This is a genomic window from Pelomonas parva (genome assembly GCF_043555835.1).
GTDB lineage: Bacteria > Pseudomonadota > Gammaproteobacteria > Burkholderiales > Burkholderiaceae_C > Pelomonas > Pelomonas parva.
In genome coordinates this window covers 286,289-304,253 of record NZ_JBIGHV010000005.1, presented here as the reverse complement: position 1 = coordinate 304,253, position 17,965 = coordinate 286,289, and the positions used below count along the sequence as shown (strand labels likewise).

Sequence of the window (17,965 nt, the reverse complement as noted above, 5' to 3'; positions counted from 1 at the left end):
GGGCTACTGGAGCGTCGCGGCCCCGCCGCCTTCGGGCTGGTGCCCCGCCTGCGTGAACAGCAGGCCCACGTCCACCGCATCGAAGCGGTAGTGCTGACCGCAGAAGTCGCAGCTGATCTCGATGTCGCCGCGCTCGGCCAACACCTCGTCGGCCTCCTCGCGGCCCAGGCCGCGCAGCATCTGGCCGACGCGCTCGCGCGAGCAGGTGCAGGCGAAACGCGGTGCCTGCGGCTCATAGCGCGTGACGGTCTCTTCCCAGAACAGGCGGCGCAGGATGGTGTCGGCGTCCAGCGTCAACAACTCCTCGGCGGTCAGCGTGGCGGCCAGGATGGAGATGCGGTTGAAGCCTTCGGACAGGCCGATGTCATCCTCGTTGCGCTTGTTCTCGAGGTTGCCCTCGCCCTGGATGGGCAGGCGCTGGATCAGCAGGCCCGCAGCGATGTCGCCATTCGCGGCCAGCACGAGCTTGGTGTCCAGTTGCTCGGACTGCAGCATGTAGTGCTCCAGCACCTCGCTCATCTTCTGCAGCGGCTCGCGTTGGTCACCGTGCAGCGGCACCACGCCCTGGTAGGGCTGCTGGCCGGGGAACTTGTCCTTGGGGTCCAGCGTGATCGCGCAGCGGCCGTTGCCATGCACGTTGACCATGGCCTCCAGCGTCGCGCCCGGCTCCACCGTGCCGACGCACTTGGCCGTGGCGCGGAACGTCAGGTCGGGCTGCGCCTCGGCCACGGCCAGCTTGACCGGGCCGTCGCCAAACACCTGCAGCACCAGCGCGCCATTGAACTTGATGTTGGCCTGCATCAGCACGGCCGCCGCGCTCATCTGGCCCAGCATGTCGCGCAGCTCGGGCGGGTACTCCTGGCCGGGCTCGCGGCGGCTCAGCACCTCACGCCAGGCGTCGGTCAGCCGCACCAGCATGCCGCGCACCGGCAGGCCGTCGAACAGGAATTTGTGGAGTTCACTCATCGGATTCTTTTCAGTCCGGCCGCATAGCGGCGGCCGTTGTTCACGTAATGGGCGGCGCTGGCCTTGAGGCCGGCGATCTGCGCCTCGGTCAGCGCGCGCACGACCTTGGCCGGCGCGCCGACGATGAGGCTGCCGTCGGGGAATTCCTTGCCCTCGGTCACCAGCGCCCCGGCACCGACGACGCAGTTGCGGCCGATGCGGGCGCCATTCAAGACCACCGCGCCGATGCCGATGAGGCTTTCGTCACCGACCGTGCAGCCATGCAGCATCACCTTGTGCCCCACGGTCACGTTCTCACCGATGACGAGCGGAAAGCCATGGTCCGCATGCAGCACCGAGCCGTCCTGGATGTTGCTGCCAGCGCCGATCGTCAGCGTGTCGCTGTCACCGCGCAGCACGGCGTTGAACCACACGCTGACGTTCTCGCCGAGCGTCACGCGGCCAATGACTTCGGCGCTGTCGGCCACAAAGGCCGTGTCCGCCACGTCGGGGATGTGCTCGTCGAGCTGGTAGACGGCCATCGCGGTCTTTCGCAAAAGGATGGGATTCTAAAATCCTGCCCGATGTCCGACCTCCGCCTGGCCACGCTAGCCCCTCTTCTGATTGCCGATGCGCCCGCCAAGGCCGCCGCCACGCTGGCACTCGACGCGAGCCTGCCGGTCGACGTCCATGCCGCCATCGCCGACCCCGGTGGTATCCCCGGCCGCCCCGAGCGCCCTCGCCTCGTCGAGCACATCAAGCTGAAGCCCCCATCGATGCGCACGCCCGCCGGCGTCGCTGCGCTGGTGCATGCCATTGCCCACATCGAGTTGAATGCCATCGACCTCGCGCTGGACATCTGCTGGCGCTTCCCCGGCATGCCCGCGGCCTTCTACCGCGACTGGCTGCGCATCGCACAGGAAGAGGCCAAGCACTTCACGCTGCTGCGCGAGCACCTGCTGGGCCTGGGCTTCGACTACGGCGACTTCGACGCCCACAACGCGCTGTGGGAGATGGCCGAGCGCACCAAGCACGACCTGCTGGCCCGCATTGCGCTGGTGCCGCGCACGCTGGAGGCGCGTGGGCTGGACGCATCGCCGGCCGTGCGCGCCAAGCTCGTCGGCGCGGGTGACAAACGCGCCGGCGAGATCCTCGACGTCATCCTGCACGACGAGATCGGCCATGTGCTGGCTGGCAACCGCTGGTACCGCTTCCTTTGCGAGCTGCGCGGGCTGGAGCCCATTGCCACCTACGCAGAGCTGGCAACGCGCTACCAGGCACCCAAGCTGCGTGCGCCCTTCAACCTCGAAGCCCGCCGCGCGGCCGGCTTCGACGAGGCGGAACTGGCGGCGCTGCAACAGGCGGGCTGATCGATTCTGACGACCCTGTCAGATTCACTTTAGACTGGCGCTCCCCGCGAGGAGCCCCCCATGAGCGCCGACCTTCCCAAGCTTGATGCCTACTGGATGCCCTTCACTGCCAACCGGCAGTTCAAGCAGGCGCCGCGTCTGCTGACCAGCGCCGACGGCATGTTCTTCCGGGACGACAAGGGCCGCGAGGTGCTCGACGGCATCGCGGGCCTGTGGTGCGTCAACGCCGGTCACAACAGGCCCAGGATCGTCAAGGCCATTCAGGAACAGGCCGCCGAGCTGGACTTTGCGCCGCCCTTCCAGATGGCCCATCCCAAGGCCTTCGAGCTGGCCGAGCGACTGGCGCAGATCGCGCCCACGGGCATGAACCGCGTGTTCTTCACCAACTCGGGTTCCGAGGCGGTCGACACCGCGCTGAAGATGGCCCTCGCCTACCACCGCGTGCGTGGCGAAGGCGCCCGCACCCGGCTCATCGGCCGCGAGCGCGGCTATCACGGCGTCAACTTCGGCGGCATCTCGGTCGGCGGCATGGTGGCCAACCGCAAGATGTTCGGCACCCTGCTGGCGGGCGTCGACCACATCCGCCACACACACGACCCGGCGCGCAACGCCTTCTCGGTCGGCGTCCCCGAGCACGGCGCGGAATTCGCCGACGACCTGGAGCGCCTGATCGCGCTGCACGATGCGTCCACCATCGCCGCCGTCATCGTCGAGCCCGTCGCGGGCTCCACCGGCGTGCTGATCCCGCCGGCCGGCTACCTGCAGCGCCTGCGCGAGATCTGCGACAGGCACGGCATCCTGCTGATCTTCGACGAGGTCATCACCGGCTTCGGCCGCACCGGCAACCCGTTCGGCGCCCAGACCTTCGGCGTCACGCCGGACCTGATGACGGTGGCCAAGGGCATCACCAACGGCTGCGTGCCCATGGGCGCGGTGTTCGCGCAGCAGAAGATCCACGACGCCTTCATGACCGGGCCCGAGCACCTGATCGAGTTCTTCCACGGCTACACCTACTCCGCCCACCCGCTGGCCTGCGCGGCCGGCATCGCGACGCTGGACACCTACGCCGACGACGGCCTGCTGACCCGCGCGGCGACAATGCAGGCCGAGTTCGCTGCCGCGCTGCACTCGTTGCGCGACGAGCCCAACGTCATTGACGTGCGCAACATCGGCCTGGTCGGCGGCATCGAACTCAAGCCCCTGCCCGGCGAGCCGGCCAAGCGCGCCTTCAACATCTTCCTGGACTGCTGGGACAAGGGGCTCTTGATCCGCACGACGGGCGACACCATCGCGCTGTCGCCGCCTCTCATCATCGAGAGCGGTCACATCGAACGCATCATCGACACCCTCAGGGCGGCCCTTCGCCGTGCCGCATAAGAACTTTCCCCATGAAATGGCTACTCGCCCTGCTCCTGGCAGGGTCTGCACACGCGCAGCACCTCAGCTACCTCGGCCAGCAGATCGTGCCGACCAGCGCGACCTTCCGCAGCCTGCCGGCCGGTGGCCTGTCCAGCATCGACTATGTGCCCGCCACCGGCCGCTACCTGGCCATCTGCGATGACCGCAGCGACCGCGGGCCGGCGCGCTTCTACGAGCTGGCGCTGGACCTGAGCCAGTTCCGCCGCAGCGCCGACCCCGGCCACGCCGGCGTGACCTGGGTGGACATGACGACGCTGCGGGACAAGAACGGCCAGCCCTTCGGCCGCAACCGCATCGACCCCGAGAGCCTGCGCCTGGACGCGCAACGCCAGCTCATCTACTGGGCCGACGAGGGTCAGCGCAGCTCCGCCATCACCGAGCCGCCGACGCTGCACCGCATGCACCCCGACGGCACGCCGGCCGGCGACTTCACGCTGCCCGCCCACTACCGACCCACCGGCAGCGCCGGCGGCCTGGCGGCGGGCGACACCGGACCGCACAACAACCTCGCCTTCGAGAGCGTCGCCCTCACGCCCGACGGCCGCACGCTGTGGACCATGGTGGAGAACGGCCTGGCGCAGGACAGCCTGCCCGCGGCGCAAGGCCAGGGCAGCAGGGCGCGCATGCTGTCCTTCGACCTCGACACCGGCAAGGCCGGCGCCGAGTACGTCTACGACGTCGCGCCCCTGCCCTTCCCGCCGGCCCGCGAAGGCGACTTCGCCACCAACGGCGTGCCCGACATGCTCGCGCTGTCGGCCACCGAGTTCATCGTCATCGAGCGCGCCTACGCCGTAGGCGCCGCCACACCCGGCCGCGCGGCGCTGACGGGCAAGCCCACCAGCACCACCATCAAGCTGTTCCGCATCGACACGCGCGGCGCGACCGACGTGTCCGGCTGGCCCAGCATCAAGGGCCGTGACGTGGTGCCGGTCAAGCGCAGCCTGCTGCTGGACCTGTCCACGCTGACCAACGACGACGGCAGCGCGCTGGCGCTGGACAACATCGAAGGCATCACGTTCGGCCCCATGGTGGACGGCAAGCGGACGTTGATCCTTGTTTCGGACAACAACTTCAACGCAGCGCAGTTCACGCAGTTCATTGCTCTGAGCATCGATTGAGATGAAGGCCAGCCTCGTAGGGCGGGTCATGACCCGCCGTTTGCTGGCGGCAACCTTTTGCGCGATGTTGGAAGGCGCAACCAAACGGCGGGTCGCGACCCGCCCTACGGCCTGATGCTCGCGGTTCCCTGGCGCGCCTACGCGCTGCTGGCCGCCAGCACCAGCCTGGTGGGCAGCTATGTCGGCCTGTCCAAGCTGCTGGTCGCGGCCTTCCCCGTCTTCCTGCTGGCCGGCCTGCGCTTCGGTTTCGCGGCCGTGTTGATGCTGCCATGGCTGAAGAAGCCGGCCAATGAGCCGCCGCTGGACGCGCGCTCCCGCCGGCTGCTGTTCCTCGAATCCTTCCTCGGCAACTTCCTGTTCTCCATCTGCATGCTGTACGGCCTGCGGCAGAGTTCGGCCGTCGTGGCCGGCGTCATCCTGGCCGGCATCCCGGCGGCGGTGGCGCTGCTGAGCTGGGCGGTGCTGCGTGAGCGGCTGAACGGCCGCACGCTGGCCGGCATCGCCTGCGCGGTGGGCGGCATCGCGCTCGTGGCCACCGGCAAGCAAGGCGGCGCGGAGACCACGATGGTCGGCGCCCTGCTGCTGATCGCCGCCGTGTTCTGCGAGGCCTGCTACGTCGTCATCGGCAAGCAGCTTACGGCCGGGCTGGGCCCGAAGCGCATCAGCGCGCTCATCAACCTGTGGGGCCTGGCGCTGGTGACGCCGCTGGCCATCTGGCAGGGCCTGAGCTTCGACTTCAGTGCGCCGCGCGCCATGGACTGGGGGCTGCTGGCCTACTACTCCGCCACGGCCAGCGTCATCACGGTCTGGCTATGGATGGCAGGCCTGCAAGGGCTGCCGGCGGCGAAGGCGGGCGTGTTCATGGTCTTCCTGCCCATCAGCACGGCGCTGGTGGGCCTGGCGCTGGGCGAGGCGCTGTCGGCCCAGCAAGCCCTGGCCTACGGCCTGGCGTTGCTCGGTGTGGTGCTGGCGACCTGGCCTGCGCGGGTTCGTTAGCATCACGGCATGCCCCTGGAAGCCGACCTCGCGCGCTGGCGCGAGCACCTGACCCGTTTCGCCGCCCTGCTGGGCGCTCCACCCGACCGCCAGGCGCCGCCCGCGCCCGAGGTCGCACCGGGCCACTGCCTGATCTTCGCCCCCCATCCCGACGACGAATGCATCGTCGGCGCGATGCCGCTGCGGCTGCAGCAGGAGGCCGGCTGGCGCGTCAGCAATGTCGCCGTCACGCTGGGCAGCAACCCCGAACGCCGCGAGCCACGCTGGGCCGAGCTGCAGGACGCCTGTGCGGTGCTGGGCTTCGGCTGCATCCGCGTTGGCGCCGAGGGCCTGTCCGACGTGCGTGCCGACGCGATCCAGCCCGCGCAGGTCGACGCGCTCGCCGCCATCCTCGCCGAGCACCGCCCTGCCCTGGTCCTCGCCCCGCACGCGCTGGACGACAACCCCAGCCACCGTGGCGTCTACCGCCTCGTCGTCGAAGCGGTGGCGCAAGCGCGGCTGGACACGGTGCTGGCCTTCACCGAGTTCTGGTCCACCCAAGCCGCGCCCAACACGCTGGTCGAAACCAATATCGCCGACACGGCGCGCCTGATCGCCGCGCTAGAGCGCCACGCGGGCGAGATCGCCCGCAACCCGTATCACCTGCGCCTGCCCGCCTTCCTGGCCGACGCCGTGCGCCGCGGCGGCGAGCTGGTGCTGGGCGCCGGCGAGGCGCCGCCGGACTTCGCCTTCGCCACCCTCTACCGCCTCGTCGCCTACCGCGCCGGCCAGCCCGTGGCCGAGCTGCCGCGCCGCGTCTTTCCTGCTGACCGGACCTTGTCGTCCTCCGCCCTGCTCCAGCCATGACCCAGCCCACGCATATCCGCATCCACCAGTTCGCCGGCCTGCAGCCCGGCCCACGCGTGCTCATCACGGGTGCCGTCCACGGCAACGAGATCCACGGCACGAAGGCGATGACGGAGATCGCCCGCCAGCTCGACGCCGGCGAGCTGACGCTCAAGCGCGGCACGCTGACCTTCGTACCCATCGTCAACCCCCTGGCCCACCGGCTGAACCGCCGCGAGGGCGACCGCAACCTCAACCGCAACCTGCGCCCCCCGGTCATCGCGCAGGACTTCGAGGACCGCATCGCGCGCGTGCTGTGCCCGTTGATCGCGCAGCACGACGGCATCCTGGACCTGCACAGCTTTCAGGGCCAGGGCCCCGCCTTCGCGATGATCGGCCCGCGCAACAACAGCGGCGAGCTGGAGCCCTTCGCGCAGGAGGCGACCGAGTCGGGCCTGGCAGCGGCGCTGGGCGTGACGCGCATCGTCGAAGGCTGGCTGTCCACCTACGCGCTGGGCCTGCAGCGCCGCCAGCAACGCAGCCACGACGGCTCGCGGCGCGCGTCGCTGATCTCCGACCCGCACTACGGCGTCGGCACCACCGAATACATGCGCTCCACCGGCGGCTGGGCCATCACGCTGGAATGCGGCCAACACCTGGACGCCAACGGCCCCGAGGTCGCGCGCCTGGCCATCCTGCGCGCGCTTGTGTTCCTGGGCATGCTGGACGAGCGCGCCGTCGAGCCGCACCGGCCCGCGCAACCGCCGGAGCTGCTGCAGCTCTACGACGTCATCGACCGCGAGGACATGGGCGACAGCTTCGCGCGCGAATGGGCCAGCTTCGACGCCATTGCCCACGGCCAGCAGATCGGCACCCGCGCCAGCGGCGAGGCCGTGCTGGCGCCCAGCGAGGGGCGCATCGTGTTCCCGAACGTGAAGTCGCTGCCAGGGACGGAATGGTTCTATCTGGCGCGGCCCAGCGACCGGAAGCTGTGAGCCCATGAGACGGTTGTTGGCGCTGCTGATGCTGCTGGCCCTGCTGCCAGCCGCAGCGGCGCCGCCACAACCGCAGGTCGTCACCATCCCCCATATGGAGCGCGAGTCGCCGCACCGCATCTACGCGGACCGGCTGCTGGAGCTGGCGCTGGCGCTGTCCCGCGACAAATACGGCCCCTACAGCGTCGTCCAGCAGCGCGAGGAAACCGTCATCCGCCGCCAGCTGCTGGAGCTGGCCAAGGGCGGTGGCCTGTCGGTCGCCACGGCCATGCCGACGCAGGAGTGGCTGGACGGCGCGCTGCCCGTGCGCGTGCCCATCATGCGCGGCCTGGCCAGCTTCCGCTTCTTCCTCGGGCGCCAAAGCGAGCAGCCGCTGTATGCGTCCATCCGCACGGTCAACGACCTGCGCGCGCTGAGCATCGGCCAAGGCCCCGGCTGGTCCACCGCCAAGATCCTGGGGGACCACCGCTTCAAGGTCGTCTACGGCGGCGCCCACCCGACACTGATCCCGATGCTGCACTCGGGCCGCTTCCAGCTGCTGATGCGCAGCGTCTACGAGGTCGAGCCGGAGTTGCGCGCGCAAAGCGAGGCCCACCCAGGCTTGACCGTCGTCGACGACTTTGCCGTCTTCACCTACATGCCCATGTACTTCTTCGTTGCCAAGGACCAGCCCCGCCTGGCCGAGCGGCTGGCCTACGGGTTGAAGAAGGCTTATGCCAACGGCCAGCTCGACCGGCTCTTCCAGCGCTACTTCGGCGACAGCCTGAAGCTGCTGAAGAACAAGAAGGTCCGCTTCCTGCACCTGCCCAACACCAACATCGACCCGAGCTTCTTCGAGCGCGACCGGCCGTATCTGCTGGACGCGGTCGTCAGGCTGGAGAAGGCGGCGAGACGCTGAGAGCGCGGCGCACCATCGTGTACTTGACGATGCCGGGCGCAAACCCCGCCAGTTCCAGCGCCACGTCATAGCCCAGCGCCCGGTAGAAGGCAGGTGCCTGGAAGCTGAAGGTTTCGAGATAGATGGTCTGGCAGCCACGCGCCTCGGCGCGCGCCTCGAAGGCCTGCAGCAACTGCCGGCCCAGGCCGCGCCGCCGATACCCGTCATGCACCCAGAGCTGCTGCAGCTCGCAGCAAGCCCCCCAGGTGCGGCCGATGGCGCCGCCGACCACCTCACCCGAAGGCAGGTGGGCGAACGTGGCCAGCGGCAGGACTTCGTCGAGCGGCGCGGCCTTGTCGTTGGCCTCGCCGAGACCGGCGTCGACGACCCGGCAAGGTTCGGGCGGCGGGTCGTCGTGGGTCGTCAGCGACAGCGGTTGTCCGGCGTTCATGCCATCGTCCCGCGCGCCTGCATCGCCCCGCGCCAGCGGCGCAGCTCGGCGTGCTCGTCGACGGGCTTGAGGCGGATGGCCCGCGCAAAGTCCACGACAACGACGGCCGTGATGTCGGCAATGCTGAACTGGCCCGCCGCAATGAAGTCGCGCCCCGCCAGATGCGCGTCCAGCGCCGCGAAGAACTGCCGCGCCCGCGCGACGCCGCGCTCGGCCAGCGCCGGGATCTGCGCATGGTCCACCGGCCCCGGCAGCGCCCGGTTGACCATGCCCGGGCTGCTGTTGCGCAAGGCCTCGGCGACGGCCATCAGCCCCTCGAACTCGACGCGCCATTGCCAGCCCGCGATCTCGGCCTTGTCCAGCGGCGTGCGTCCCAGCAAGGGCGGTTCGGGGTAGCGCGCTTCGACATAGGCGGCGATGGCCCAGTTGTCGGTCAGCACGGCGCCCTCATCGGTGACCAGCGCTGGCACCGTGCATTGCGGGTTGATGCGCCGATACGCTTCGCCGAGCTGCTCACCGCTGCGCAGGTCCACCTGCACGGTCTCGTGAGCCACGCCCTTCTCGGCCAGCAGGATGCGGGCGCGGCGCGGGCTGGGGGCGGTGGCGCAGTCGTAGAGGGTGATCATAGTGTTGCAGAGTTGCAGCACCGAAGTCGCTATGGCCGGCCTTGCCAGTACGCAGGCCTGCGGCCGTGGTGCGCGATGGCGCTGATGCGAACAACGCCGGCTTCGGTTCTGTACAGGATGGAGAATGGATATCGCCCGATGGGATAGAGGCGGCGGCCTTTTGAAGTCGCCGTCCCTACGCCTGGGAAGTCGGCGATCAGGCGCACCTTGGATTCAAACGTGGCAAGGAAGCTTTCGGCGGCGACGGGGCCGAAATGCGTTCGGCAGAAGGAAGCCGCGTCAGATAACTCGCCTTCAGCTTCCGGCGAGAGGACATAGCTCACTTCAGCGCGGCTCGCACGCGTGCGACAGCCTCCGCCCCATCAACCCACTGCGCCTGACCGTCGGCGATCCGCGCTTCACGGCGGTCTGCCTCCTCGGACCAGGCTTGCTCCCAGGCCGGGTCATGCCCAAGGCTGGCCAGCAACCGATCAACCAGCCGAGAGCGCTCTGCCGGCGAAAGGCTCAACGCTTCGGCTTCAAGAACGTCTATCGGCTTCGTCATCGCACACCTCGTCTCGCTTCTGCCGACAAGCATGCCACAGGGCCAGACCGGCCTGCGCTGCTTGCACAGTCATGGCGCGGTCATCAGCTTGTCCTGCGTCCTCAGATCAAAGTCGCTCGCCTCATGTCGCTCATGCAGTTGGCTGCTGGGCTCGCCCCAGGTGCGATTGACCTTGCGGCCGCGCTGCACGGCCGGCCGCTGGGCGATCTCGTCGGCCCAGCGGATGACGTGGCGGTACTCGTGCACCGACAGGAACTCGCCCGCGCCGTAGAGCTGGCCCTTGGCCAGCGCGCCATACCAGGGCCAGATGGCCATGTCGGCCACCGTGTACTGCTCGCCCGCCACGAAACGGCGCTCGGCCAGCAGCCGGTCCAGCACGTCCATCTGGCGCTTGACCTCCATCGCGTAGCGGTCGATGGGGTACTCCTGCTTGGTGGGCGCATAGGCATAGAAGTGGCCGAAGCCGCCGCCCAGGAAGGGCGCGCTGCCCATCTGCCAGAACAGCCAGCTCAGGACTTCCGCGCGCTCGGTGCCGCCGGCCGGCAGAAAGGCGCCGCCGAACTTCTCGGCCAGGTAGATGAGGATGGCACCGGACTCGAACACCCGCACGGGTTCAGCACCGCTGCGGTCCACCAGCGCCGGGATCTTGGAGTTGGGGTTGGCCGCGACGAAGCCGCTGCCGAATTGATCGCCCTCATTGATGCGGATCAGCCAGGCGTCGTACTCGGCGCCCGCATGGCCGAGGGCCAGCAGTTCCTCCAGCATGACGGTGACCTTGATGCCGTTGGGCGTGCCCAGCGAGTAGAGCTGCAGCGGGTGGCGGCCAACGGGCAGCGCCTTGTCGTGCGTCGGCCCGGCGATGGGCCGGTTGATGCTGGCGAACTGGCCGCCGCTGGCCTTGTTCCAGGTCCAGACCTGGGGCGGGGTGTAGTCGGGTGTCGGGTCGGTCATGCCGGCAACGCTAGCGCAAAAGCCGATCTCCCGTCGCGCCGGGGCCCAAATCGAAGGGCATCCCGGCACGCTTGTTTCAAGCCCTTCAGCCGCAGGGTCGTCGCCGGCCCACGAAAATGCCGGCCATGCGAATCGACTTCATCTCCGACATCGTCTGCCCCTGGTGCGCCATCGGCCTGTATTCCCTCGAAGCCGCTGCGGCGCGCATCCCGGGGCTGGTGCTGGACCTGCACTTCCACCCCTTCGAGCTCAACCCCGGCATGAGACCCGAGGGGCAGGACATCGAGGAACATCTGGCCGAGAAATACGGCGCCAGCCCGGCTTCGCTGGCCGGCGCGCGCCAGGCCATCCGCGAGCGCGGCGCCGAGCTGGGCTTCACCTTCAGCATGGAGGCGCGCAGCCGCATCGTCAACACGCGCGACGGCCACCGCCTGCTGCACTGGGCCGACGAAGTCTTCGGCGGCGCGGTGCAACGCACGCTCAAGGTGGCGCTGCTGAAGGCCTATTTCACCGACGGCCGCAACGTGTCCGACCCCGCCGTGCTGCTGGAACTGGCCACCGCCGCCGGCCTGCCCGAGACCGAAGCGCGCGAGCTGCTGGCCGGCGACCGCTATGCCGCCGAGGTCGCGGAGGCCGAAGCCGGGGTTCATGCCCAGGGTATCCACGCCGTGCCGGCCATCATCGTCGACCAGCGCCACCTGATCCAGGGCGGGCAGTCGGTGGAGGTGTTCGAGAAGCTGCTGCGGCAGGTGGCCGACGAGGCCTGAGACAATCGCCACCCATTTCCGAAGCCCGCCGCTGGCGGGCTTCCTGTTTCTCCAGAGACCATGTTCAAGAACCTGATCACCTACCGCATCGGCGAAGGCTGGACGGCCGATGCCCAGTTGCTCGCCGAGCAGCTTGCCAAGGAAACCTTCCTGCCCTGCGCGCCCACGCAGCCCCTGGCCGTCGGCTGGGCGCCGCCACGCGGCATCGAGCACGCGCCACTGGTCGAAGTGGTCGACGGCCACTGGCTCATCAAGCTCAAGCGCGAGGTGCGCCTGCTGCCCTCCTCCGTCGTGCAGGAGCGCGTGGACGAGCTGGCCGAGCGCATCGAAGAGACCACCGGCCGCAAGCCCGGCAAGAAGGCCAAGAAGGACCTGAAGGAGCAGGCCCAGCACGAGCTGCTGCCGCGCGCCTTCACCAAGACCTCGGCCACGCAGGTGTGGATCGCGCCCGCCCAGCAATTGCTGTTCGTCGACGCCGGCTCCACCAGCCGCGCCGATGAAGTCATCACGCTGCTGATCCAGGCCAGCCCGGGCCTGAGCCTGCAGCTGGTGCAGACTGCCGAGAGCCCCGCCGCTTGCATGGCCGCCTGGCTCATGGACGGCGTGACGCCCGAGGGCTTCCAGATCGAGCGTGAGTGCGAGCTGAAGGGCAGCGACGACGAGAAGCCCGTCGTGCGCTACGCCCGCCACCCGCTGGACATCGACGAGGTGCGCGCCCATCTGACCAGCGGCAAGATGCCCACTCGCCTGGCGCTGAGCTGGAAGGACCGCGTGGCCTTCACGCTGACCGAGGGGTTTGCGATCAAGAAGATCAGCTTCCTGGACCTGGCCTTCGAGGGCAAGCCCGAGGCCAGCGGCGACGAGGCGTTCGACGCCGACCTGGCCCTGGCCACTGGCGAGCTGGGCGGCTTGATCCCGGCGCTGATCGAAGGGCTGGGCGGCGAGCATGACTTTGCCGCCGCAGGCGGTGCACCGGCGCCGGCCGCCCTGCCCGCCAACGTGCCCGAGGAAGCGCTCAGCGAGTCGCCGCCCTGGTGACAGCCCAGCACGCCCAACGCAGGGATGCGCTGGGCGCGAGGGGCTTGTTCGGCGTCGTCGCTGATCAATATTCCCAGAAGATCCGCTGCAGCTCAGCGGTGGTCTGCGGCTTGGTCAGCGCCACGGCGGCCAGGATCTTGGCCTTCTGGGGGTTCAGGTCGTGGGCCACCACCCAGTCGTACTTGTCGTCGGGCTGTTCGGCGTTGCGCAGCACGATGCCGTCGGCCACGCGGCTGGAGCGGATGACCAGCACGCCTTTGTCGCGGATGGACTTGAGCTTGTCCACCGCGTAGTTGGGCACCGAGCCATTGCCCGTGCCGGCGTTGATGATGGCCTTGACGCCCGGCGAGGCCGCCGCGTCGTACAGCGCCATGTTCATGCTGCCCGAGCCGTAGACGATGGACACCTCCGGCAGCGCGTCGATGGTGTCGATGTTGAACTCGGAGTTCACGGTGTGGCGCTTGGCCAGGCTGCGGAACCAGAAGGTCTTGCCCTCGACCACCATGCCCAGCGCTCCCCATTGGCTGCCGAAGGCGCTGGTCTTGATGTTCACGCGCTTGGCTGCGTCCCGGCCGGCGAGGATGTCGTCGGCCATGGTGATCAGCACGCCCTTGCCCTTGGCGCTGGGCGAAGCCGCCACCACCACCGCGTTGTACAGGTTCAGCATGCCGTCGGCCGACATCGCGCTGCCCGGCCGCATCGAGCCGACCACCACGATGGGCTTGTCGCTCTTGACCACCAGGTTCAGGAAGAAGGCGGTCTCTTCCAGCGTGTCGGTGCCGTGGGTGACGACGACGCCGCCCACTTCCGGGTCCTTCAGCAGCGCGGACACGCGCTTGCCCAGGGTCACCAGCTTGTCGTTGGTGAAGCTCTCGGAGGCGATCTGGAAGGCTTGCTCGCCGCGCACGTTGGCCACGCTGGCCAGTTCGGGCACACCGGCGATCAGCTTGTCCACCGGCACCTTGGCCGCCTGGTAGGTGGCGCTGTTCAGCGCCGAGGCGCCAGCACCGGCGATGGTGCCGCCGGTGGCGAGGATCACCACGGTGGGTTTGGCGGTCTGGGCCAGCGCCGGCAGGCCGGCGAAGGCGCTGGCTGCCAGCAGTGCGGCGCAGGCGGCGCGCAGGCCGAGGGTCATGGATTGCATGCGAAGTTCTCCTCTGGTGGTAAAGAAACCATCGCGAGTAGATGCGAGAAACGGGCCAGCCTGAATACCGATCCAGCATTCACGCTTTCAGAAGGCGCATGACGCCGGTGCATTGCCCACCAAGGTGCACGCACCCTCAGCGAGTCGCCCCCCTGGCGATCGCCCAACCGGCGGCCGGCGGCAGATAGCCCCGCGTCGCCAGCCGCCACGGCGCCAGCTCGCGCCGGTCGACGGGGCGTCCACCGGCCAGCTGGCCGGCCGCCCACGACGTGTGCGCCCAGGCACGGTCGCTCAGCGCCTCGCGCCAGGCCGCCAAGGCCTCCATCAGGCCGGGCTGCAGCCAGACGTCCCAGCATTCATCGCCGGGTGCCAGCCGCTTCAGGCCGACATGCACCGCATCGGCCAGCAGCCGCAGCCGGGCCTCGGCCGAGGCGCTGCCGCAGGCCGGCAGCAGGCCGCGCAGCAGCCGGTTGCGTGAGGCCGCCTGGCTGGCGTTCAGCGTCAGCAGCCGCTGCACCTGTTGCAGCGCCGTGCGCGCCGACGTGGGCGGCAGCGGCGCGCACAGCGGCAGGGCGGGCACGTCCAGCGGCCTGTCTGCATGCGCCGGGCCCAGCATCAGCACGGCCAGGCGCAGCCATTCGACGGGCGTGAGGCTGGCCGTGGGCTCGCCGCGCCGCGACAGCGCCCAGACCTCGTCGAAGCCGCGCCCGCCCTTGATGCGGTTGACGCGCGCCGACAGCATCGCGAGATTGGCCGCCGCGTAGGCGCCATCGTTGTTGAGCCGGTCCACCGAGGCATCGCTGCCCAGGCGGGTGGCATGCGTCAACGGCTCGCGCGTGACCGGGCAGTGGCTCACGTCCAGCCGGCGCAGCAGGTCGACGGTGACGTCGGCCGCCACGGCGCGGCCGCGTGCCAGCGCGCCCAGGCGCAGTTGCAGCCACTTGCGCACGAAGCGGTCGTCCTGGTGCGGCCGGGTGCCAGGTCTTGCGGCCTCGAAACCCTCGCACACGGCCAGCGGCCAGTCGGGCTGCAGCGCGATGCGGCTGAGGCGATGGAGGTCGTGGCCCAGGCGACGCCCGGCCTCGACCGGGTCGACGGTGTCGTTGATGAAAGTCATGTGAATCCCCCAAAGGCCCGCGCGGCGACGGCGTCGTCCGGGCGGGCGCAAGGCAATCCGGCGTGCAGCCGGGTCGGCGTCGGCGGGGATCAGCTTCGGGGCGGCGGTGGCGTGGGGCGGTGCAGCGCGTCCACCCAGGCGGGCGCAGGCGGCATGTGCCAGCGGCCGTTGGCAGTATGGGCGGCGACGAGCAACGGCCGGACAGGCGCGCCCAGCACCAGCGCGGCACTGCCGGCAGCCGCGCCCGCGACCAGGTCGGCCACGGCCGGGTCGGCCGCAGCGACGGTGCGCACGCCCTCGTCCGCTGGCTCATGCCAATGGCGTAGCAGGCCATGGTGTTCATGCCGCGCGCCCAGCGCATGGGCGCGGGCATGCGTCTGGGCTCGCAAGGCCTGCACGCGCTTGGCCACGCGCTGCACCAGGCGCACGGCGGGCTGCAGCCAGTCGTCCTGATGCGCGACCACGGCCGGCGCCGCGTGCCAGTGCGCCGGCCCGAGCAGCCGCAGGTTGGCACTGGACGCGCCGTAGATTGGCTGGGCCAGCATCAGCAGCCAGAGCAGCAGCGCGCGCATCGCGAGGGCCTGCTCAGAAGCCCATCTTCAAGGTCACGCGCACCGTGCGCGGCTCGGCGGGGTGGACGTGCCGGTCGGCCACCAGTGCCGCCTCGCCCGGCAACTGCGACTCGTAGAAGTACTCGATGTCGTTGAGCTTGCGGTTGGTCAGGTTGAACACGTCCATCGTCAGCTCGGCCTTGTCCCAGAGCTTGCGGCTGACGCGCAGGTTGGTCGTCAGCGAGGAGCGCGAACGCACGCTGTTGTCCTCGATCAGCGCGCCCGAGCCGAGGTAGCGCCACTGCAGGCTGGCCGACCAGGGGCCCAGCTCGCGCACGGTGACGGCCATGGACGCCACCTTGTCGACGGCGTTGGGGATGCGGTTGCCGGCGGCGTCGAAGTTGGCGAAGCGGGCGTGTGTCCAGGCCAGGTCGGCATCGATGAGCAGCCAGGGCGTGGGCACATAGCGGTTGTTCCACTCCACGCCATGGCGCTTGCTCGGGCGGTTGGCCTCGGTGGCGCCGGCATCGCCGACGTAGACCAGCTCGGAATCGAAATCGAGCTGCCACAGCGCGACCGAGCTTTGCAGGCCGGGCACCCACTCCGTGCGCGCACCCAGCTCCATGCCGCGCGCCGAGACAAGACCTGGCACCTTGTCGACGGCGTCGCCGGTCCGGGGGTCGACGGCGGCCGTCGTGCCGCGCGCGTCATTGCTGTGAAAGCCCCGGCCGGCGTTGAAGAAGAACTCGGTGTTGGCCCAAGGCCCGGCAATCAGCGACAGCTTGGGCGAGAACAGATTCGCCGACGCGCTGCCGGAATTGGCGCTGTTGCTCAGGCTGTTGACCTTGAAGCGCGCCTGGTCGGCCCGCAGGCCGACGACGCCGCGCAGCCAGGGCGTCAGCTCGATCGAGGTCTGGCCGTGGACGCCCAGCTGGGTTTCGCGCACCTCGTCGTCGCGCGTGGTGCCGATGACGCGGCGCTCCACCGTGTCGTACAAGCCCACGCGGATGCGATCGTGGCGCAGTTGCAGGCCGATCTCGCTGCGCGCCGGCAGGCCGCCCAGACGATGCTCGACGGCGTGGCTGGCGCTCGCGCCGTAGACATTGCGGCTGTCCTGCTGCGAGAACTGGTCGCCGTCATCGGGGCGCTCCAGTGCATAGGTGAAGTTGGAGAACAGCTTGAGCCGGTAGTTCATCGCGTAGGCCGCGACGGTCGTGGTCTCTGCACCCGTGTTGCGATGCCACTCGCCGGAGACGCTGGTGCGCCGCGTCTCGCCGCCGTCGCTGGTGTCGATGGCGTCGAAGCGGCCGAAGGGTTGGCCGTTGTACGTGCCGGCGCTGATGAGCCGCTCGGGCACCTGGTCGGTCGACTGCCACTTGGCGTCGTAGCCCATCAGGCTGGCACTCCAGCCCTCGGCCTTGCTTCCGCCGGAGAGGGTCACCACGCCGTTGCTCTTGCGCAGGCGCTCGGGCAGCGTCCACGGCCCGTCGTTGTGCTGCACCTCGACGGCGCCCAGCAATTGCAGCCCGCCGCCGATGGCCGTGGAGCCTGCGCCGACGAAGCGCTGGAACTGGCGCTGGCCCAGCGTCAACGCGGCGAAAGCTTCGTCCAGCGTACTGCGGTAGGCGATGTCGGCCGAGCCGGCGGCGGCGAAGTTGCCGTTCCTGGCGAAGTACGGGCCCTTGCGGTACTCGATGCGGTCGACCAGCTCGGGGATCAGGAAGTTCAGGTCCGAATAGCCCTGGCCGTGGCCATGCGACGGCATGTTGACGGGCAGGCCGTTGACGCTGGTGGCGAAGTCGGTGCCGTGGTCCAGGTTGAAGCCGCGCAGGAAGTACTGGTTGGCTTTGCCGTCGCCCGAGTGCTGCGTGACGATGAGGCCGGGGACGAACTCCAGCACCTCGCCGGGGCGCAGCGCGGGGCGGCTCTTCAGCAGCTCGGCGTGGATCGTCCCTTGCGAGGCGGCGTCGGCGCTGCCGATGGCGTTGTCGTAATGGCGGCCGCTGACTTCGACCTTCTCGAGCGTGGCGGTGGCGACGACGACGGGCGCCTGCGTCTGCGCGGCGGCGGTGGTGGATGCGGCGAGCAGGCAGGCAGCGGCCAGCGCGGTGGGCCGCAAGCGGTTCTTGGACATGGGAGTTCTCGGCAATGGGGGGCGCCGCGGCGTGCGCAGGCAGGCACCGGTCTCGTCTCGGACCGGCGTCAATCGAGGGGTGTCTGGCGGGCGGCGG

20 protein-coding genes are annotated in these 17,965 nt (G+C 69.6%); 9 read left to right on the top strand and 11 right to left on the bottom strand.

Annotated elements, in window-relative coordinates; genetic code table 11:
• Positions 1 to 3: 3 nt before the first annotated feature.
• Together hslO and ACG00Y_RS15175 are read right to left on the bottom strand one after the other, a co-directional pair.
• The gene (gene hslO / locus ACG00Y_RS15180) at positions 4 to 966 is read right to left on the bottom strand and encodes an Hsp33 family molecular chaperone HslO (RefSeq protein ID WP_394480206.1); all 963 of its coding nucleotides are present in this window, start codon (positions 964 to 966) and stop codon (positions 4 to 6) included.
• Positions 963 to 1,487, bottom strand: a complete 525-nt coding sequence (locus tag ACG00Y_RS15175; RefSeq protein ID WP_394480204.1) for a gamma carbonic anhydrase family protein — start codon at positions 1,485 to 1,487, stop codon at positions 963 to 965. The genes hslO and ACG00Y_RS15175 overlap by 4 nt, the downstream gene beginning before the upstream one ends.
• Positions 1,488 to 1,529: 42 nt before the next feature.
• On the opposite strand from ACG00Y_RS15175, the gene ACG00Y_RS15170 reads away from it, so the two are divergent.
• From ACG00Y_RS15170 to ACG00Y_RS15140, 7 genes are all read left to right on the top strand, one after another.
• A complete protein-coding gene (locus ACG00Y_RS15170) occupies positions 1,530 to 2,315 on the top strand; it encodes a ferritin-like domain-containing protein (protein WP_394480203.1) in 786 nt (261 codons plus the stop codon).
• Positions 2,316 to 2,375: 60 nt separating this feature from the next.
• A complete protein-coding gene (aptA, locus tag ACG00Y_RS15165; protein ID WP_394480201.1) occupies positions 2,376 to 3,692 on the top strand; it encodes an omega-aminotransferase AptA in 1,317 nt (438 codons plus the stop codon).
• 11 nt (positions 3,693 to 3,703) lie between these two features.
• Positions 3,704 to 4,852 (top strand): esterase-like activity of phytase family protein, encoded by a 1,149-nt coding sequence (locus tag ACG00Y_RS15160; protein ID WP_394480199.1) that lies wholly within the window; start codon positions 3,704 to 3,706, stop codon positions 4,850 to 4,852.
• Between the two features lie 114 nt (positions 4,853 to 4,966).
• On the top strand, positions 4,967 to 5,848 hold the full coding sequence (locus ACG00Y_RS15155) for a DMT family transporter (RefSeq protein ID WP_394480197.1): 882 nt from the start codon (positions 4,967 to 4,969) through the stop codon (positions 5,846 to 5,848).
• 9 nt (positions 5,849 to 5,857) lie between these two features.
• Positions 5,858 to 6,694: a PIG-L deacetylase family protein gene (locus ACG00Y_RS15150; RefSeq protein ID WP_394480195.1), complete on the top strand. Its 837-nt coding sequence runs from the start codon at positions 5,858 to 5,860 to the stop codon at positions 6,692 to 6,694.
• Positions 6,691 to 7,668 (top strand): succinylglutamate desuccinylase/aspartoacylase family protein, encoded by a 978-nt coding sequence (locus ACG00Y_RS15145; RefSeq protein WP_394480194.1) that lies wholly within the window; start codon positions 6,691 to 6,693, stop codon positions 7,666 to 7,668. Before ACG00Y_RS15150 ends, ACG00Y_RS15145 begins: the two co-directional genes overlap by 4 nt.
• 4 nt (positions 7,669 to 7,672) lie before the next feature.
• A complete protein-coding gene (locus ACG00Y_RS15140) occupies positions 7,673 to 8,566 on the top strand; it encodes a substrate-binding periplasmic protein (RefSeq protein ID WP_394480192.1) in 894 nt (297 codons plus the stop codon).
• Here the strand turns inward: ACG00Y_RS15140 and ACG00Y_RS15135 are convergent.
• The 5 genes from ACG00Y_RS15135 to yghU form a co-directional block, all read right to left on the bottom strand.
• Positions 8,538 to 8,996, bottom strand: a complete 459-nt coding sequence (locus tag ACG00Y_RS15135; RefSeq protein WP_394480191.1) for a GNAT family N-acetyltransferase — start codon at positions 8,994 to 8,996, stop codon at positions 8,538 to 8,540. The two genes, ACG00Y_RS15140 and ACG00Y_RS15135, sit on opposite strands and share 29 nt — an antisense overlap.
• Positions 8,993 to 9,622: a glutathione S-transferase family protein gene (locus tag ACG00Y_RS15130; protein WP_394480189.1), complete on the bottom strand. Its 630-nt coding sequence runs from the start codon at positions 9,620 to 9,622 to the stop codon at positions 8,993 to 8,995. Before ACG00Y_RS15130 ends, ACG00Y_RS15135 begins: the two co-directional genes overlap by 4 nt.
• Before the next feature lie 29 nt (positions 9,623 to 9,651).
• Positions 9,652 to 9,945 (bottom strand): type II toxin-antitoxin system RelE/ParE family toxin, encoded by a 294-nt coding sequence (locus ACG00Y_RS15125; RefSeq protein ID WP_394480187.1) that lies wholly within the window; start codon positions 9,943 to 9,945, stop codon positions 9,652 to 9,654.
• Positions 9,942 to 10,166, bottom strand: a complete 225-nt coding sequence (locus ACG00Y_RS15120) for an addiction module protein (protein WP_394480185.1) — start codon at positions 10,164 to 10,166, stop codon at positions 9,942 to 9,944. The genes ACG00Y_RS15125 and ACG00Y_RS15120 overlap by 4 nt, the downstream gene beginning before the upstream one ends.
• Before the next feature lie 69 nt (positions 10,167 to 10,235).
• A complete protein-coding gene (gene yghU, locus ACG00Y_RS15115) occupies positions 10,236 to 11,117 on the bottom strand; it encodes a glutathione-dependent disulfide-bond oxidoreductase (protein WP_394480184.1) in 882 nt (293 codons plus the stop codon).
• A gap of 125 nt (positions 11,118 to 11,242) precedes the next feature.
• On the opposite strand from yghU, the gene ACG00Y_RS15110 reads away from it, so the two are divergent.
• Together ACG00Y_RS15110 and ACG00Y_RS15105 are read left to right on the top strand one after the other, a co-directional pair.
• Positions 11,243 to 11,884 carry a DsbA family oxidoreductase gene (locus ACG00Y_RS15110; protein WP_394480182.1) on the top strand — a complete coding sequence of 214 codons (642 nt, stop codon included), beginning with the start codon at positions 11,243 to 11,245 and terminating at the stop codon, positions 11,882 to 11,884.
• A gap of 60 nt (positions 11,885 to 11,944) precedes the next feature.
• Complete coding sequence (locus tag ACG00Y_RS15105; protein ID WP_394480180.1) at positions 11,945 to 12,922, top strand: recombination-associated protein RdgC; 978 nt, start codon at positions 11,945 to 11,947, stop codon at positions 12,920 to 12,922.
• A gap of 64 nt (positions 12,923 to 12,986) precedes the next feature.
• Here ACG00Y_RS15105 and ACG00Y_RS15100 read toward each other — a convergent pair whose 3' ends face one another.
• From ACG00Y_RS15100 to ACG00Y_RS15085, 4 genes are all read right to left on the bottom strand, one after another.
• The gene (locus ACG00Y_RS15100) at positions 12,987 to 14,057 is read right to left on the bottom strand and encodes a type II asparaginase (protein WP_394480627.1); all 1,071 of its coding nucleotides are present in this window, start codon (positions 14,055 to 14,057) and stop codon (positions 12,987 to 12,989) included.
• A 145-nt stretch (positions 14,058 to 14,202) separates the two neighbouring features.
• On the bottom strand, positions 14,203 to 15,183 hold the full coding sequence (locus ACG00Y_RS15095; protein WP_394480178.1) for a hypothetical protein: 981 nt from the start codon (positions 15,181 to 15,183) through the stop codon (positions 14,203 to 14,205).
• An 89-nt stretch (positions 15,184 to 15,272) separates the two neighbouring features.
• Entirely contained in the window at positions 15,273 to 15,755 is a 483-nt protein-coding gene (locus ACG00Y_RS15090) for a hypothetical protein (protein WP_394480176.1), read from the bottom strand.
• A 13-nt stretch (positions 15,756 to 15,768) separates the two neighbouring features.
• Positions 15,769 to 17,868: a TonB-dependent receptor gene (locus ACG00Y_RS15085; protein WP_394480174.1), complete on the bottom strand. Its 2,100-nt coding sequence runs from the start codon at positions 17,866 to 17,868 to the stop codon at positions 15,769 to 15,771.
• Between the last annotated feature and the right edge of the window lie 97 nt (positions 17,869 to 17,965).

Bases quoted from the DNA above. Each gene is read 5' to 3' on its own strand.
- ACG00Y_RS15105 (WP_394480180.1), top strand. From the start codon at position 11,945: ATGTTCAAGAACCTGATCACCTACCGCATCGGCGAAGGCTGGACGGCC.
- ACG00Y_RS15140 (WP_394480192.1), top strand. From the start codon at position 7,673: ATGAGACGGTTGTTGGCGCTGCTGATGCTGCTGGCCCTGCTGCCAGCC.
- ACG00Y_RS15145 (WP_394480194.1), top strand. From the start codon at position 6,691: ATGACCCAGCCCACGCATATCCGCATCCACCAGTTCGCCGGCCTGCAG.
- ACG00Y_RS15170 (WP_394480203.1), top strand. From the start codon at position 1,530: ATGTCCGACCTCCGCCTGGCCACGCTAGCCCCTCTTCTGATTGCCGAT.
- ACG00Y_RS15175 (WP_394480204.1), bottom strand. From the start codon at position 1,487: ATGGCCGTCTACCAGCTCGACGAGCACATCCCCGACGTGGCGGACACG.
- ACG00Y_RS15100 (WP_394480627.1), bottom strand. From the start codon at position 14,057: ATGACCCTCGGCCTGCGCGCCGCCTGCGCCGCACTGCTGGCAGCCAGC.
- ACG00Y_RS15120 (WP_394480185.1), bottom strand. From the start codon at position 10,166: ATGACGAAGCCGATAGACGTTCTTGAAGCCGAAGCGTTGAGCCTTTCG.
- ACG00Y_RS15110 (WP_394480182.1), top strand. From the start codon at position 11,243: ATGCGAATCGACTTCATCTCCGACATCGTCTGCCCCTGGTGCGCCATC.
- hslO (WP_394480206.1), bottom strand. From the start codon at position 966: ATGAGTGAACTCCACAAATTCCTGTTCGACGGCCTGCCGGTGCGCGGC.
- yghU (WP_394480184.1), bottom strand. From the start codon at position 11,117: ATGACCGACCCGACACCCGACTACACCCCGCCCCAGGTCTGGACCTGG.
- ACG00Y_RS15155 (WP_394480197.1), top strand. From the start codon at position 4,967: ATGCTCGCGGTTCCCTGGCGCGCCTACGCGCTGCTGGCCGCCAGCACC.
- aptA (WP_394480201.1), top strand. From the start codon at position 2,376: ATGAGCGCCGACCTTCCCAAGCTTGATGCCTACTGGATGCCCTTCACT.
- ACG00Y_RS15130 (WP_394480189.1), bottom strand. From the start codon at position 9,622: ATGATCACCCTCTACGACTGCGCCACCGCCCCCAGCCCGCGCCGCGCC.
- ACG00Y_RS15095 (WP_394480178.1), bottom strand. From the start codon at position 15,183: ATGACTTTCATCAACGACACCGTCGACCCGGTCGAGGCCGGGCGTCGC.
- ACG00Y_RS15135 (WP_394480191.1), bottom strand. From the start codon at position 8,996: ATGAACGCCGGACAACCGCTGTCGCTGACGACCCACGACGACCCGCCG.
- ACG00Y_RS15085 (WP_394480174.1), bottom strand. From the start codon at position 17,868: ATGTCCAAGAACCGCTTGCGGCCCACCGCGCTGGCCGCTGCCTGCCTG.
- ACG00Y_RS15150 (WP_394480195.1), top strand. From the start codon at position 5,858: ATGCCCCTGGAAGCCGACCTCGCGCGCTGGCGCGAGCACCTGACCCGT.
- ACG00Y_RS15090 (WP_394480176.1), bottom strand. From the start codon at position 15,755: ATGCGCGCGCTGCTGCTCTGGCTGCTGATGCTGGCCCAGCCAATCTAC.
- ACG00Y_RS15160 (WP_394480199.1), top strand. From the start codon at position 3,704: ATGAAATGGCTACTCGCCCTGCTCCTGGCAGGGTCTGCACACGCGCAG.